This window comes from Paenibacillus sp. PK3_47 (assembly GCF_023520895.1).
Taxonomy (GTDB): Bacteria; Bacillota; Bacilli; order Paenibacillales; family Paenibacillaceae; genus Paenibacillus_AQ.
Genome location: NZ_CP026029.1, coordinates 5295369 through 5310760 on the forward strand (window position 1 = coordinate 5295369; position 15392 = coordinate 5310760).

15 protein-coding genes are annotated in these 15392 nt (G+C 40.5%); 13 read left to right on the forward strand and 2 right to left on the reverse strand.

Annotation, left to right across the window (positions count from 1 at the left end):
* Positions 1-148: 148 nt before the first annotated feature.
* Entirely contained in the window at positions 149-1471 is a 1323-nt protein-coding gene (locus tag C2I18_RS22940) for a sensor histidine kinase (protein WP_249898036.1), read from the reverse strand.
* Positions 1464-2162 carry a response regulator transcription factor gene (locus C2I18_RS22945; RefSeq protein WP_249898037.1) on the reverse strand — a complete coding sequence of 233 codons (699 nt, stop codon included), beginning with the start codon at positions 2160-2162 and terminating at the stop codon, positions 1464-1466. The genes C2I18_RS22940 and C2I18_RS22945 overlap by 8 nt, the downstream gene beginning before the upstream one ends.
* Positions 2163-2347: 185 nt before the next feature.
* Here C2I18_RS22945 and C2I18_RS22950 point away from each other — a divergent pair, with 185 nt between their 5' ends.
* The 13 genes from C2I18_RS22950 to C2I18_RS23010 all read left to right on the forward strand — a co-directional run bounded on the left by C2I18_RS22950 (position 2348) and on the right by C2I18_RS23010 (position 15009).
* Positions 2348-3037: a TVP38/TMEM64 family protein gene (locus C2I18_RS22950; protein ID WP_249898038.1), complete on the forward strand. Its 690-nt coding sequence runs from the start codon at positions 2348-2350 to the stop codon at positions 3035-3037.
* A gap of 18 nt (positions 3038-3055) precedes the next feature.
* Complete coding sequence (locus C2I18_RS22955) at positions 3056-3577, forward strand: CDP-alcohol phosphatidyltransferase family protein (RefSeq protein WP_249898039.1); 522 nt, start codon at positions 3056-3058, stop codon at positions 3575-3577.
* 50 nt (positions 3578-3627) lie between these two features.
* Positions 3628-4203, forward strand: coding sequence for a class I SAM-dependent methyltransferase (locus C2I18_RS22960; RefSeq protein WP_249898040.1), 576 nt, complete (start codon positions 3628-3630; stop codon positions 4201-4203).
* A gap of 59 nt (positions 4204-4262) precedes the next feature.
* Positions 4263-4862 carry a class I SAM-dependent methyltransferase gene (locus tag C2I18_RS22965; RefSeq protein WP_249898041.1) on the forward strand — a complete coding sequence of 200 codons (600 nt, stop codon included), beginning with the start codon at positions 4263-4265 and terminating at the stop codon, positions 4860-4862.
* Positions 4849-5850 carry an AI-2E family transporter gene (locus C2I18_RS22970; RefSeq protein WP_249898042.1) on the forward strand — a complete coding sequence of 334 codons (1002 nt, stop codon included), beginning with the start codon at positions 4849-4851 and terminating at the stop codon, positions 5848-5850. Before C2I18_RS22965 ends, C2I18_RS22970 begins: the two co-directional genes overlap by 14 nt.
* Positions 5851-6466: 616 nt before the next feature.
* Positions 6467-7024: an ATP-grasp domain-containing protein gene (locus tag C2I18_RS22975; protein WP_249898043.1), complete on the forward strand. Its 558-nt coding sequence runs from the start codon at positions 6467-6469 to the stop codon at positions 7022-7024.
* A 375-nt stretch (positions 7025-7399) separates the two neighbouring features.
* Positions 7400-7750 carry a VOC family protein gene (locus C2I18_RS22980; RefSeq protein WP_249898044.1) on the forward strand — a complete coding sequence of 117 codons (351 nt, stop codon included), beginning with the start codon at positions 7400-7402 and terminating at the stop codon, positions 7748-7750.
* A 112-nt stretch (positions 7751-7862) separates the two neighbouring features.
* On the forward strand, positions 7863-9896 hold the full coding sequence (locus tag C2I18_RS22985; protein ID WP_249898045.1) for a peptidase G2 autoproteolytic cleavage domain-containing protein: 2034 nt from the start codon (positions 7863-7865) through the stop codon (positions 9894-9896).
* A gap of 297 nt (positions 9897-10193) precedes the next feature.
* Complete coding sequence (locus tag C2I18_RS22990; protein ID WP_249898046.1) at positions 10194-11333, forward strand: MFS transporter; 1140 nt, start codon at positions 10194-10196, stop codon at positions 11331-11333.
* Positions 11334-11534: 201 nt separating this feature from the next.
* Entirely contained in the window at positions 11535-12449 is a 915-nt protein-coding gene (locus tag C2I18_RS22995) for a DMT family transporter (protein ID WP_249898047.1), read from the forward strand.
* Positions 12450-12660: 211 nt separating this feature from the next.
* The gene (locus C2I18_RS23000; protein WP_249898048.1) at positions 12661-13695 is read left to right on the forward strand and encodes an ROK family protein; all 1035 of its coding nucleotides are present in this window, start codon (positions 12661-12663) and stop codon (positions 13693-13695) included.
* Between the two features lie 48 nt (positions 13696-13743).
* Positions 13744-14355 (forward strand): sugar O-acetyltransferase, encoded by a 612-nt coding sequence (locus C2I18_RS23005; protein ID WP_249898049.1) that lies wholly within the window; start codon positions 13744-13746, stop codon positions 14353-14355.
* Between the two features lie 189 nt (positions 14356-14544).
* Positions 14545-15009, forward strand: a complete 465-nt coding sequence (locus C2I18_RS23010) for a phage tail protein (RefSeq protein ID WP_249898050.1) — start codon at positions 14545-14547, stop codon at positions 15007-15009.
* The last annotated feature ends 383 nt before the right edge of the window (positions 15010-15392 follow it).

Genomic DNA, 15392 nt, shown 5'->3' on the forward strand with positions numbered 1-15392 from the left:
TTAGGATTGATGAAGCAACTGAAGCGAAGTATATTTGTATATTTGAGAATAGGGAGTACATGATCAGGCGATAGACAAATTGAGTGTACAAGAGTTAGGGAGCCCCTTCATACTCATGACGAAGGGGCTCAAGCTGAGACATTTATCATTAAAGCTTTTCTGAAATAGTTAAACTAATGTGTACACTGAAATATCCTTTCGTTTTGGTGATTGAAAAGCGTCCGTGTAGGCGGTCAATTATCCTTTCACATGTTTTGATACCTATTCCTGTTCCAGACAAGTCGTAAATATCATTATTTATTCGATTCTTAATACTAATTATCAACGATTGATCTTTAATACGAAAACTAATTAGTACAGGTTCTGAGTCAGAAGCGTATTTAAGGATATTCGAAAAAATATTATCAAATACCCTTCGGATCGATAGGAGATGAAGTTCAATATCATAGGGAGTATTACACGAATTTATTTGATAAGTGAATCCATTATTTTCTAAAAGTACAATTTGTTCATCTATAAGTTGCTCGAAAAGTTGGGTACCATTAAACCTTTCAAATTCCAGATCATCTTCATCTATTTTAGAAACAGTAAAATATTCAAACAATTTATCAGAGAGATGTTTAATTTGATATGCTTTGTCTCTGCTGTTGTTCAAATATTTCTTTAGGTCTTCTTGCGTTTTATATTTTTCATAAGTGATAATATCCAGATATCCAACCAAAGCAGTAAGAGGAGTTCTTATATCATGCGACATGGCAGTTACGAGTTCTTTATTGGCAATTTTAGCGTTATCTTCGTTTTCTATGCGTTCAATAAACGATATGCGCATTTCATTGATGCTTTCTGCTAAAGATGAAAGTTCATCGTTCCCCTTTATTGTTATTGGATAGTTTAACTCCCCACCTTCTAATATTTTTATCTCTTGTTCAAGGACAGATATATAGGACGTTTTTCTATTTATAAAAATCAGGATTAAGAGAATAAAGCTCAGTGAACATATAATCACATTAACAATGGCTACAATGTTATAAAATTTGTATTCAAAAAAACAATCCATATAAATGGTGGCTTTCATATCCTGAAAGTCCACAGTATAAAAGGTGTCAGTTTTCAAAATATTATTAAACAAGTAACTTTGATTATCTGAAGCGTCTTTATAACCATCTGTCGCAAAAATGAGGTTCACATTTTGGAAAACGTAAATATTTACATACTTTTCATTTCTAACCCATTTTGTGATTTTTTCTTGATCACTAGTTTTTATATGATTCTGATTTACAAATTCACGAAAGTTAGAGATAGCATCTTCTTGTTGCCTTTCAATGAATGTTGTGTTATTTAAATAATCACTAATTAATCCTTCTGAAGTAGTTTGAAGTAAAAAATATACGCCGGTTGAGATTGCGAGTGAAAAGATTAAAGCTAGAAATAGCTTTAATTTAAGTTTGCCGATAAAAAATTCCCTATTCAATACGATAGCCCTTTCCCCAAACGGTTTTAATGTATTCTGGATCTTGAGGATTATTTTCTAGCTTCATCCTTAAATTACGAATATGCACCATCACTGTGTTGTTGCAGTTGATGAAATAAGGTTCTTCCCATACACTTTCATAAATATTTTGAGCGGAGAATATTTTCTTTCTATGCTGTGCCATTAATAATAAAATTTTGTACTCAATTTCTGTTAAAACGATCTCCTTTTGCCCTACAGTGACCTCATTTGAGTAAGTATTGACTGTTAATTCTTTAATGGTGACAGTTTCAGAAGCTGCAGGTTTGTCCTTCCCCTTATATATATAATATCTCCTCAAAAGAGCTTTTACTCTAGACACTAACTCTGTATATGAAAAAGGTTTGGAAAGGTAATCATCACTTCCAGCGGAAAACGCCATGTATTTATCCGAATCGCTTGTTTTGGCAGTTAAAAATAAAATGGGAGCACTAGTTATTTCGCGAATTTCAGTACAGGTTTTGAAGCCTGACTTGCCCGGCATCATTACATCAAGAATGATTAAATCAATGTTGTTATCAACTTTAGATATCGCATCATCACCATTAACGGCCTCAATAACTTCATAATTCTCACTCTCCAGTAATACCCGGACAATTTCTCTGATCTCTTGGTTATCATCAGTAATCAAAATCCTTTTGGCACTTGACATCAATTCTCCTCCAAGATATTTAAGTATGCATTCAGTATAGTCTGTGGGTTGCCATTATACTATAATCACAAAAAAATCTTAAGGATTCTTAAGAATTGCATATGCCGACTCTTAAGATTTTGTCCATAAGATTATCTATGTACTCAACGAAATTAAAAAAAAGCAGTAAGAGAGGTTAATACGAAGTGGAAAAGAAAAAAAAACAAACAATAGGCAGAGTTTCATTGGCGGTAATGGGTGTGCTTCTACTAATCTTGGTAATACAATACTTGCCAGAGATCGTTAAATTGACATTTTCTGTTGAGGATTTTCGGGATTATATACTTTCTTTAGGGCAATTTGGTCCGATAAGCTTTATTTTATTTCAAATTCTTCAAACAGTAATAGCTCCAATTCCAGGAGAAGTAATACAGATTGCCGGGGGATATATATATGGAATATCCTTGGGGACTTTTTACTCGATAATAGGCTTACTTTTAGGTGCAATATTAGCATTCTATTTTACCCGTTATCTGGGTGGGGAATTCATAAAAAGACTACTAAATAAAGAAAAATCTAAATGGATAACAATAATGTTGGATAGTAACAAATTTTCAGTTTTCTTATTTATAGTATTTGTAATTCCGGGACTCCCAAAAGATTTTTTAATATTCGCCGCAGGGTTAACACCGATCAAACCTATAAGGTTCTTTCTAATTTTACTTATTGCAAGATTTCCGTGGGTGTTAGCATCTGCTGGTGTGGGTTCGAATATTTATCAAGGTAATTACTTACCTACAATTATTATTTCTATAGTAGCGGTATTAGCATTCATACTAGGCCTAGTCTTTAAAGATAAAATAATAAATGCACTTTCTCAGAAAAATAACAAGTAACCTTATCAAAGGTGGTCAATGATGTTGAAAAAAAACAATCCTAATGCTCTGACTTATGCAAATCTTTCGTTCGGGTTTCTTTCAATACTTGAATTGTTCAATAAAGAATATATTTTAAGTGCAGTATTTATATTAATAGCGGCTTTTATTGATAGATATGATGGGAAAATCGCCAGGTATCTACAGGTGACAAGTGATATAGGAAAAGAGTTAGATTCATTAGCTGACCTGGTTTCATTTGGGGTAGCTCCAGCATTATTAATATTCCATAAATTCACTTATTCTGAGCTTGGCTCATTAAAGCTTTTTGGAATTGGAATTTTGTTACTGTATGTTATTAGCGGCTCATATCGGCTGGGTCGTTATAATACTGCTCATTATAGCAATGGGTTTCAAGGTGTTCCAATTACTATAGCAGGTACAGCTTTAGCTTTATATTCGCTTTTACCGAACAGACCAATAAATTTACTTATATCAGTTTTTATATTATTTATATTTTCTACTCTAATGATTGCAAAGTTTCGAATTAAAAAAATTTAATCGACTGTAATTAGGGAGGGAAAAGATTGGAATTAACTATTTTGTCATACATGAAGGAATTCTTGAAAAATCCATGTCTAATTGGAACTATGCTTCCCACTCAAAAACATCTGGCGGACAAGATAATCAAAAATATTGAATTTAGTAATGCCAACTATATTGTTGAATATGGGCCAGGTACAGGTGCAGTAACTGAAAAGTTACTTGAATTTAGAAACAAAGAAACTACAGTAATCCTTTTTGAAAAAAATAAGCTGTTCTGTGAATATCTCAAATATATATACAGGAATGAACCTAATCTTTATATAATAAATGATTCTGCGATGAAACTAGAGCAGTTTATGAATTTACATGATATCCCATGGGTGGATTATATAATCTCTAGTATCCCGTTAAATAAATCAACGCGAAGAGAGTATATTAGCATCTTATACAGTTCAAGAAAGAAGCTAATGGATAGTGGGGCTTTTATTACTTTTCAACGTTCTCTTCTTAATAAAAAATTATTTAGTTTGTTTTTTCGAAAGATTGAATTAAATAAGGTGCTCATGAATATTCCTCCAGCGTACATTTTATGCTGTAAAATAGCTGATTATGAAAAGGTGTATAAGAAGAGTTCACTATAAGACTAACTGTGACCTTCGATCTTTGTTCTATCATAAGAATATTGCTGAGGAGAATTGAGATGACAATAGAAATACTTTTATTTTCAGAGCAATTTATTATTGACCCTAAACATGTAGGCTCGTTTTTTCCGAGTTCTAATTATCTGGCAAGCAAAGTCGTTGAGGAGATTGATTTTAATCGAGCTAACTGCATTGTAGAGTTTGGTTCGGGTACAGGGAAAATCACAAAGAAAATTCTAGAATTGCGCAAAAAAGATACGATGATTTTGATTTTTGAACGAAACATAGAATTTTATAAATTACTTTTATACAAATTTAAACATGAACATAATTTGAAAATAATACATGACACAGCAGAAAACCTGGAACGATATATGCGAAAATACAATATTACTCATATAGACTATATAATTTCAGGAATTCCAAGCGAAAGCCTACCATTAAATGAATCTACCAATATTCTTTATTTATCACAAAAAAACATGAAACAAGACGGTAAATTCGTTACAGTTTTACGCAATATACGTAAAAAAGAACTTGTTACCCAATATTTTCATCAAACTAATATAGAACATGTATTATTCAATGTTCCACCGGCTTATGTGCTAAGTTGTGAGCTTGTCGATTTTAAAAAGGGGACCTCGTATGATTCTATTTGAAAAGCTACAAACAAACGTAAATTTACGTCGATTCTTGATTTTGATGCTAATTGCTTTTGTGATTTATCTAATTAGAGATATGTTAAACTTGATATTACTGACTCTACTTATTGCGTTCATTATGAATAGTATTCAGGTACAGCTTAGTAAGCAAATTAGCCGGTTCGTTAACGTTAACAGTAAAGTAATCGTAATAGCTCTTTACATATCCTTTATCGCTGTAATTACCATTCTATTGATTAAATACCTTCCTATCGTTTATGAACAGTTTATTCAATTAGCGACTTTCTTAACGAATTTAAGGATGGATGATTTACCACAAAACAAAATAACCCTCTATTTATTTGATTCTCTTAAAGGTTTTAATTATCAAGCCTATCTAAATAGTGGTGTCGAATATATTTTGAAGATTAGTAATTGGAGTACTAATTTCCTTCTATCCATTATACTTAGTTTTATCTTTATTCTAGAAAAAAATAGAATAATTAAATTTACTTCCAAGCTAAAAGACAGTACGCTGGGATGGATTTATAGGGAGGTTGAGTATTTAAGCGGGAAGTTTATTACCTCTTTTGGCAAAGTGATCGAAGCACAAATTCTGATAGCCTTAATTAATACACTTATTACAGTTATTGGTTTATGGCTGCTTGGCTTTCCCTATCTACTCGCATTAGCGATAATGGTATTTCTGCTAAGTTTGATCCCGGTTTTTGGATTTGTAATTTCACTCATACCATTAAGCATTATTGCGTATAACATTGGAGGTCTGCAGACAACACTATATGTATTAATTATGGTCGCTGTCATACATTTTGCTGAAGGATATTTCCTAAATCCTAAGCTCATGTCGTCAAAGATGAATCTTCCAATGTTTGTGACATTAATAGTTTTATTCTTTTCTGAACATTATATCGGGGTTTGGGGTTTAATAATTGGAATACCCATATTCTTGTTTTTGCTTGATATAATAGAGGTTGACCGCTCTTAAAATTAAATGCTTCACGTTAAGACGATGCGACATTCTGAATTGACTTTAGAGTGGCAGAAGTTGTTGCTTTCAAGGACTCTAAAATCAGGTATGTGGACGTTTGATTAGAACCGTTTTGTGGATGTTAAAGGAGCTAACAGAAACATTCATTCAAATGAACTAAAATGGTTTTGATATAACTTAATATAACGCAATACATACTATGCATTATGCTGCATAATCCACAAAAGCGTTTATTCTCGCTTAAAATGAAATATTAGAGGGTCTCTAACTAGTAGAGCTGATTTTTCTCATTTTAAATGAAACAAAACCCCTTATTCTATAAGGGTTTTCTAACGGTGATTTCTCATTTAAAATGAAAAATCACACTGATAGATATTCCAGAATTAATCGGAAGATGAACATTGATGCACCAGTAATTTTCACCCAAAATGCATACAACAATAAGCTCAAACCGTTGACGGTTTGGGCTTATTGTAATTCTGATAAAATTTAAGTCCCTGTGAAGTGCTGCAACTCCGCTTGGCTGCCAAGATCCATTAAATTAAAAATATTGACCGAATAATACTGTTGATTGTATTTTGTTTTTAATAAAAATTAATATATAAGGTAGAAAATGGGCCATATCGTTATAGTTGAAACTACCACATCCGGTTCGGAAATGAAAATTCTGGAAGCTCCATTATCCATGAATGTGCGTGTCACATTTATTGCAAAGTCTATGGAAGTCCATAGTTATAACAATAAGCATCGAATTTTAGGTATTAGCGACCGGACAATCGGACCGCTTCCTTTTTTTGTTGAGCTGGGCGCGACCTTTCCATTTCGAGTTGATTCCAGCATGTACCAAGAGATTGAAGGAGTTATCTCCCGTCTCTTTAGTGTGCTGCAAATTAATCAGGGCATGATCCATACTGAGCTGATTTTGTCCAAACAAGGGCCAATCATCGTTGAAGTCAACCCGCGCCTGGGGGGCGGATACATTGGAACTTTAATCAGTGAAAGCTATGAAATAGATATTTATCTGCAGATTATAAACCTTGCTCTGGGCAAGGAGCCTATCATTCCGGATATCCCGCAGAAGGCAGCTTCCTTTTATATTCTTTTTCCTGATAAAGCTGGCGAAATCACTGATTTGTCAGGTGAGCTTGCCAGTATCTATCAATATCCGTAAAAAAATTGGCGATAGCGTAACCTACCCTGTCACCGACTTTAAAGGAGATCTTGCTATTGCATTAACCTGCAGCAGTACTCCCGAAATGGCAGCAGGCTTCTGCAAAGGAGCCGTCAGCGCAATTGAATACAGAATAGGCTGAGGAGGATGCACAGCTTGGAAGAACAATTGAACTATTTAAGACACTGTGGGGAGGGGCAAAAGTTCAGAAAAGCAGCGGCTTTGGTGCTGGAGTAGATGTGTATCCAATATAACCAGGGCATTGAAATGATATTTTGATTTTAATTCTGAAGAAGGTGCCAAGTTTGCGATAATGGAAGTACAAGATAAGAAGTCCCATGGCAGAATTAACTTTGAAGTTTGGAGGGGAAGTTTATGATAATTAAGTATCATTGTGTTAATATTTCGTCTATTCATCCGAAAGAGTTGGTTGAGTTCTATAATGAAAAATTAGGAATTCCTATCATAGAACCAGATGAAAATTATGATGGTGTTTCTTTGGGGTTTATTGCAGATGCTCCTGTCATAGTGATTTGGGATGAATTGAAATGGGGGAAATCAAGTGAAGGGAAAGTAAATTTCGTGTTCAATTGTGATGATCTCGATAGAACATTTGAAGAACTGAAGGAGAAGATTACTAATATACAACCGCCAACAACGGCAGTATGGGGAGGCAAAGAACTTGCTTTTTGCGATCCGGATGGAAACAAAATACTGCTTCTGTAAGGATGGAGAGTATGGATTTGTTAGTCATTTAGATTCTTATACCTTTCTTACAACATAGTGTCTGCGTACTATGACTTATCACAAAAAAAGTGATAGGAAGGAAGCAGATAACATGGCAAATGAATGTAATCGTAATGCTATTGGTCCCTGTTCAACCTCGGAAGGGAATACAACAGCAGCTACAGGGAGTGCATCCCATGCTGAAGGATTTCAGACACAGGCTGTGGCTGATACTTCCCATGCAGAAGGCAATTCAACCATCGCAAGAGGGCAAGCCGCTCATGCTGAGGGTCTGCTGTCACAAGCGAACGGAAACGCATCTCATGCCGAAGGATCAGGAACAACTTCCAGTGGCCCATCGTCTCATGCTGAGGGAAACTTAACTGCAGCAACGGGAGGGGCTTCGCATGCAGAAGGGGTCCAGACGCAAGCGGTAGCTTATACGTCCCATGCGGAAGGTAATTCAACTATTGTTAGAGGTGAAGCCGCTCATGCCGAGGGTCTACTAACACAAGCGAACGGTGCTGCCTCCCACGCCGAAGGATCTGGAACGTCTTCCATTGGTCCCTCGTCACATGCCGAAGGAAGTTCGACCGCAGCAACAGGAAGCGCCTCGCATGCAGAAGGGTTTCAGACGCAAGCTGTGGCTGACACATCCCATGCGGAAGGCAATTCAACCATAGTAAGAGGCGAAGCCGCTCATGCCGAAGGTCTGCTGACACAAGCAAACGGTAACGCGTCTCATGCTGAAGGATCTGGAACGTCATCCGAGGGCCGCTCGTCCCATTCCGAAGGGAATGCAACAGCTGCTACTGGCGGGGCATCCCATGCTGAGGGAAACCAGACTCAGGCCAGCGGCGCAGCCTCCCATGCGGAAGGGAGTAATACACGATCTTTAAGCGAAGCTTCGCATGCAGAAGGTTACTTTACTGAAGCGAGTGATCAGGGGGCACATGCGGAAGGCTTTTTCACAAAAGCCAACGGATTACACTCTCATGCTGAAGGGCATTTTACGGTTGCCAGCGGGATAGACGCCCATGCAGAAGGGGATACCACGGTTGCCAGCGGGGGAGATTCCCACGCAGAAGGATTTCATACAGTCGCTAGTGGAGAAGTTTCGCATGCCGAAGGATCAGAAACAATTGCAAGCGGCCCTGGAGCTCATGCAGAAGGTGCAAGAAATACAGCAAGCGGCCAGATCTCTCACGCCGAAGGACAATTGAATGTTGCCAGCGGTAATATTTCACATGCCGAGGGAAGTAATAATACAGCCAGTGGTCCAATTTCTCATGCAGAAGGTCAACAAAATATAGCCTCCGGCCCCATATCACATGCAGAAGGGGTAAATACGAACGCTGGGGGATTTGCATCCCATACAGAAGGATCTGGTACTAGCATTATTAGTAATTTTGGCCATGCCGAGGGGGTTAATACCACTGTTATTAATACAGGGGCTCATATTATGGGACAAAACGGTGCCACAAGATTTCCTTTTTCCTGGCACCTGGCGAATGGTCTTGCTGTCGGACCTACTCTGAACGCCGCAGTAATTCAAGGATCGACAGGGAATTTATTTTTGGATGGCACAGTGATAGCCCCTGCAATGGCAGATTATGCAGAAATGTTTGAGACGACCGACGGCAATCCGATTGAACCGGGATATTTTGTGACTTTGGATGGAGAGCAGGATACCATTAGAAAAGCCAATGCAAATGATGATTACATCATCGGGGTAGTAAGTGCAGCACCGGCAATGATTGCGGATGCGAGTGATCTGCGCTGGCACAACCTCTTCATTAAAGATGAATGGGGCAGAATTCAATATCATGAAGTGTTTATCCCGGAAAAAAGGAATGCGGAAGGGGATTTGCTTCAACCGTCGTACATTAAAACAGAGCCTATCCTGAATCCAGCCTGGGATGCCTCAGCTGTTTATATCCCACGTTTGGAAAGACCTGAATGGGTTGCAGTTGGAGTTGTCGGTAAGTTGCTTGTACGCGATGATGGCACATGCAAACCGGGGGGATATTGTATTTCCAATAATGACGGTATCGCTACCTTCTCACCCAATGGCTTCAGGGTAATGAGACGGACTGGAGCCAATCAAGTTCTTATCTTTATTAATCAGGCCTGGAGTAATAATTAGCGTTAGAATACGTCACAGCAAACAACTGCTCCTTCTGTACACTGTGCGGAAGAGGCGGTTATTTGTTGTATCTTCTTGTTCCTCAGTTGTCTTAGCCTTATTGTAACAAAAATCACATAACACGTCTCAATCCCGGTTAGGAGATTTTCTGGCCGGGATTTTTCTATTGGAAAATATTGATCACGTCCTCCGCAGTCCGGAATACGCGTTTTCTGTTTTAAATTCTACTAAAGGGATATGTAATAATAATAATCTAATGAGATTAAATACAGAGATATTGTAAGGAGTTCTGATCTATTGAATGCAAACAAATTAATAGCAGCAGGCTTGCCGATGATTGCGGTGACGTATGGCTTGTCCCGGTTCAGTTACGGCCTGCTGCTGCCGCACATCAGCGAATCGGTGCATATGGATCAGTCCACCAGCGGGCTGATCTCGTCTCTATCCTATATTGCATACTGCATTTCCATTGCAGCTGTAATGGCTTTTTCCGCTAAGTTCTCTCCAAGATCCATTCTTTTGGCGGCCGGATTATTATCTGTTGTTGGGCTCGGTATCATCTCTGTTTCTCCTGATCCATTCATTCTGGGTTTGGGTATCTTTGTGGCCGGGCTGAGTACAGGGTTGGCTTCCCCGCCCTATGCTGATATCGTTAGCACTAATATAGAAGAGAAGCGGCAGAATCAGACGAATTCATGGATCAATTCCGGGACCAGTATTGGAACCGTGCTGACCGGGTGCATTGCGATTGTCATGGCTGAACGCTGGCGGGAATCGTATTGGATCTTTATAGGTATGGCTATAGTAACACTTTTCGTTAATTATAAAGTTCTTCCGAAACAGCAGGCTCCGAACAAGAAAGAGATACATGCTCCTTCTAAAGAGGAGTGGATGCGTTCTATCCGGTTAATGATTGCATCCCTGCTTCTGGGTCTTTCCTGCACGCCGTATTGGACGTTCTCCAGGGACTATATGCTGACTTTAGATAGTGTTCCCGCATATCTGGGTGAATGGTTCTGGGTGATCATCGGGTTAGCAGGTTTACTGGGGGGAACTGCCGGGGTGTTTATCAATAAATTTGGCCTGTTAAAAGCCTACTGGCTTTCTGTAGCGGCACTTTCAACCTCCAGCCTGATCCTAGGAATGAACCCGGGCAGCATTATTATAGGATTCCTGTCACCCGTTTTGTTTGGCAGCTCTTATATTTTCGTTACAGGGGCCATCATCGTGTGGGGAATCTCCCTGTTCAAAACGAATCCGTCCTTTGGAATTGCCGTACCGTTTTTATTGCTTGCACTGGGGCAGGCGACAGGTTCCATTTTTGCAGGACAAATTGCTGATTCAGCCGGCTATAACACTCTTTTTATCGGGGCAGCTGTAATGGGTTTTGTGGCGTTAGTATTTTGGCCTAAAATAAAGGAGAACTCAAATGGCTGAGGTGAAAAAACGGCTATCCTGAAGGGCGAAAGACGTGCTTTTTATCCGGCGTTTTATTAGCATACTTCAAGTGTTGTAACATTAGCTTTCTTCATACCTGTCATGACAAACTTTCATTATTCTTTAGCTGAAAATCAGAGGTATACTGTTTGAGGAAAAAATCACAGTACAACTACTAGAGGCTAAAGGAAGCGTGTCAGGATGAATAAGTACAAGGTCAATTTGCTGGTTTTGCTCATTACTCTGGGATGGGGGTTTTCGTACCTGTTCATGAAAATGGGCTCGGATTCGATGGAAGAGTATAACTTGCTGGCGCTGCGCTTCGGCATTGCTTTTCTGGTCACGGGATCTGTTTTTTACAAGCGACTGCGCAAGATCGGTAAGTCTGCGGTCGGGTATGGAGCGGTGCTCGGAGCCGTTATGCTTGGGGTATGCGCCTCTATTGTTTTTGGCCTAAAAACTACCAGTACCTCGAACGCAGGTTTTCTGGTGGGGCTTACCGTTATTTTCGTACCTGTATTGAGTGTGATTCTGTTCCGGAAAAGGCTGGAGCGGAGTCATGTCACCGGTGCGCTGCTCGCAATTACCGGCATTGGCTTTTTAACCTTGAACAGCGATTTACGGTTTCATCCTGGCGATATTCTGTGTATTGCTGCCGGAATCGGGAATGCACTGTACATTCTGATATCGGGTGCGGCAGTGAAACGTAATGATTCCATAGCCATCGGTATTTTGTCCCTGGGCTTTACCGGACTGTTCGCGATGATCTTATCGTTCCTATTCGAGTCCCCGGCTCTTCCTGGGACATCGGGTGAATGGACGGCCATTCTGGCTCTCAGCCTGGTCTGCAGCGCCTTTTGCTTTATTGCCCAATCGGTGTCCCTCAAATATATCGCCCCGGTACAGCTGGGGTTAATGTATGCTTTGGAGCCTATTTTCGCCGCAATAACCGCTTATATTTTTGTGGGTGAGCGCCTTACTGCACAGGGATATTTCGGCGCACTGCTGGTGGTGGGCGGAATCCTTCTCTCCCAATGGCTGGAGTACCGGAAAAAGGTTGCCGTCAAGCTTACGTACCCCGTATTGCCTGCGGGTGCAGATCACCCTGCTGCCTAATGACATCATTAAATTTTATTACGTCTGACCTACAGCCCTCAAAAGCGACTAATGTTTTCTGCTGAAGCAGTAGCCGCCTTTGGGGGCTTTGTGCTTGTCCCGTTCATCTCCTTTCATGGATATGTTCAATTAAAGAGTGGACAGAAGAAAGAAATCAGTTTATTGTTATACTTATTACAAGTGTTATAATAACTAAAGAAATAAGGGGGTAATGATGAATCCAATTACTAATAATACGATGCTGGTCAAAAGAACTAATCAGGAGCTTGTCCGGCAGACGCTCAGAACCCTCAAGAAGGCTACAAAAGCTGCGGTGGCAAAAGCTACAGGCCTGAGCCTCGGCACCTGCGGGAATATTCTCAATGAGCTGCTGGGGACTGGTGAGCTGCTGGAGCTGGAAACCGAAGAATCTAACGGAGGCCGCCCGGCAAAGGTATTTCAGTACAATATGGATTATGCCTTTATTGCGTGTATTATCGTCAGGGCCGGAGTGAAGACGCATTCCCTTGAATTTGTGGTCACCAATCTGGCTGGCGAACTGGTAGAGCAGGGGCGAGAGGAACATTTGCCGCTTAATTTTACTGCTATTGAGCAACTGGTGGGCAGGCTTGTTAACGGTCATCCGGAGATTCGCGCTGCCGGCATTGGGGTACCTGGACCGGTTCATCAAGGAATTATGCAGATCAGCGATATTGAAGAATTGATTGATATCGAGATCGGGAGCATTCTCAAGGAGAAATACGGCATTGAAGTTGTAGTGGAGAATGACATGAATCTCACGGTGTATGGATTTTACCACCGGCAGGAATATGAGGATGATAAGACGGTAGCTGTGGCGACCTTTATCGAAGGCAGCTTCCCGGGAGCAGGCATGATGGTGAATGGCCATATCCATAGGGGGAGCAGCCATTTTGCCGGAGAAATATCTTTTCTTCCCTATGGCATAACGCGGGAGGAGCAGTTCCGGCAGCTGCATGACCGGGATACCTTTCCTTCTATAGCCGCAAGTGCATTAAGCAGTCTGATCGCTGTGATGAATCCGGAAGTGATAGCTTTGACGGGGAATCTGTTGCATTCTGCAGATGTGGAAGTGATCCGCCGGGAATGTATGAACAATATCCCGGAGATGCATATGCCGGAGCTTATGCAGCTTAACGATCAGGATGCGGATTATATGCATGGCTTAATTACGGTGACGCTGGAAAGCTTGTCTTACTCATATCAGCTGGTGGAGAAACGGATGTAGAACACGGGCCAGTAGTCCGGAAACTTAAAGAAAAGGCAGGGACAAACCATGAATCAAAAAGAAAGAATGCTTGCAGGACTTCCATACAAGGCCTGGCTGGACGGATTAAGTGAAGAGAGGCTTGCCAACAAGCTCAAAGTTCATGAATACAATCTGCTGCGGCCGGATGAAACCGGAAGAAGAGATGAATTAATCCGCAGCATCCTGGGCAAGACCGGCAAGAATGTGAACGTTGAAGCTCCCTTCCATTGTGATTACGGAACGAATATTACTGTGGGTGAAAATTTCTACAGCAATTTTAACTGCACCATCCTTGACGTCGGTAAAGTTGTTATTGGCGAGAATGTCATGTTCGCTCCCAATGTATCGCTCTATACAGCCGGGCATCCCATTCATCCCGATTCCCGGAATTCCGGGTACGAGTATGGCATAGCGATTACCATCGGCAACAATGTGTGGATCGGCGGTAATGTGGTCGTTAATCCCGGCGTGACCATTGGCAATAACGTTGTCATTGGCGCAGGCAGTGTAGTTACCAAGGACATTCCCGATAGTGTTATTGCCGTAGGCAGCCCTTGCAGGGTGATCCGCGGGATCACGGAAGATGACCGTAAATATTACTTTAGAGACAGAGAGTTCGATGTGCCAGATTACGTGTAATATGGTGCCAGGATGAACGGGCATTCCCGACTATTCATAATAACAAGCCAAGGTCCGGCCTGCCCCGACTTTGGCTTGTTTGTTTATATGCCTTAAGAGCTGTACATAATTGTGAAAAAAAGGTAACTTTGCAGGGAAGCTTTCTGGTATCATGATTAGTATAAAATTTAAGCGAAGCGAGGGATGGACATGCCGCATACGGTTGATTTTAAAAATGTGTCTATAGAAGGTTTGGAGTCATCACCTGTGGCGGAAGCGCTGGCCGGTCTGCGGGCGAACGAAGCGCGTTATTTTATGAACAAGTACAAGCATGAATTTACGGTAGTGCCAGCTGCCGAAAGCCAGGATAATCTTGATTATGTGAACCGGATTCTAAAAGAAGAACGCAATATCGAGTTTGCAGCGAGACCGCTGGAAACGTCGCAGTTTCAGGTGGAGAATATCCGCTTTACATACGTATTTTATGAGGATGGTCTTGGACTAAATGTCATGTATACCGTCGATGATCCCAAGAAGCGGGCTGTCGGGTTCAAGCTGTCCGAGGGGATGGAGGTACCGGCGGAGCTGGAAGGGAAGTTCAAGTTCGCCAGACAGAAGTCCAAGCTGGCCGGGACGATCCGCGGCTCATTTTTTGTGATCAAAAAAGAGTATTAACCGATCGAACTTACAACCGCAGGTCTGCAATAGTGAGAGTGCTGCAGGATTTAGTTGGATTTCCCCCACCTAATTATATCCTTTTATCCTAAATATAAGTTTTAGTTGGAAATTCTCCCGCTAATGTTGCGGATAATGGCTTTTGCCGACTCATACGGTACATTTAAGTGGAGTTTTTCCAATAAGCATTGAATTATAGGTATTTATCGGAGAATTAAATGGAGACATTCCACTTAGCTTGATCTGTACATGCTCCCTAAGACCATCTTCTATAATATCCGGCTAATCAACAGGGCTGAAGAACGTGCAATGGAACCTCAAAATCCTGCTCGGAAGAATAAGCTGCCCCGTACACCTCTTCCAGCCGCAAGACATGTCCTAAG

Coding starts and splice junctions, on each gene's coding strand:
- C2I18_RS22955 (WP_249898039.1), top strand. CDS start 3,056: ATGATGTTGAAAAAAAACAATCCTAATGCTCTGACTTATGCAAATCTT.
- C2I18_RS22965 (WP_249898041.1), top strand. CDS start 4,263: ATGACAATAGAAATACTTTTATTTTCAGAGCAATTTATTATTGACCCT.
- C2I18_RS22980 (WP_249898044.1), top strand. CDS start 7,400: ATGATAATTAAGTATCATTGTGTTAATATTTCGTCTATTCATCCGAAA.
- C2I18_RS22985 (WP_249898045.1), top strand. CDS start 7,863: ATGGCAAATGAATGTAATCGTAATGCTATTGGTCCCTGTTCAACCTCG.
- C2I18_RS23010 (WP_249898050.1), top strand. CDS start 14,545: ATGCCGCATACGGTTGATTTTAAAAATGTGTCTATAGAAGGTTTGGAG.
- C2I18_RS22970 (WP_249898042.1), top strand. CDS start 4,849: ATGATTCTATTTGAAAAGCTACAAACAAACGTAAATTTACGTCGATTC.
- C2I18_RS23005 (WP_249898049.1), top strand. CDS start 13,744: ATGAATCAAAAAGAAAGAATGCTTGCAGGACTTCCATACAAGGCCTGG.
- C2I18_RS22975 (WP_249898043.1), top strand. CDS start 6,467: ATGGGCCATATCGTTATAGTTGAAACTACCACATCCGGTTCGGAAATG.
- C2I18_RS22960 (WP_249898040.1), top strand. CDS start 3,628: ATGAAGGAATTCTTGAAAAATCCATGTCTAATTGGAACTATGCTTCCC.
- C2I18_RS22995 (WP_249898047.1), top strand. CDS start 11,535: ATGAATAAGTACAAGGTCAATTTGCTGGTTTTGCTCATTACTCTGGGA.
- C2I18_RS22945 (WP_249898037.1), bottom strand. CDS start 2,162: ATGTCAAGTGCCAAAAGGATTTTGATTACTGATGATAACCAAGAGATC.
- C2I18_RS23000 (WP_249898048.1), top strand. CDS start 12,661: ATGATGAATCCAATTACTAATAATACGATGCTGGTCAAAAGAACTAAT.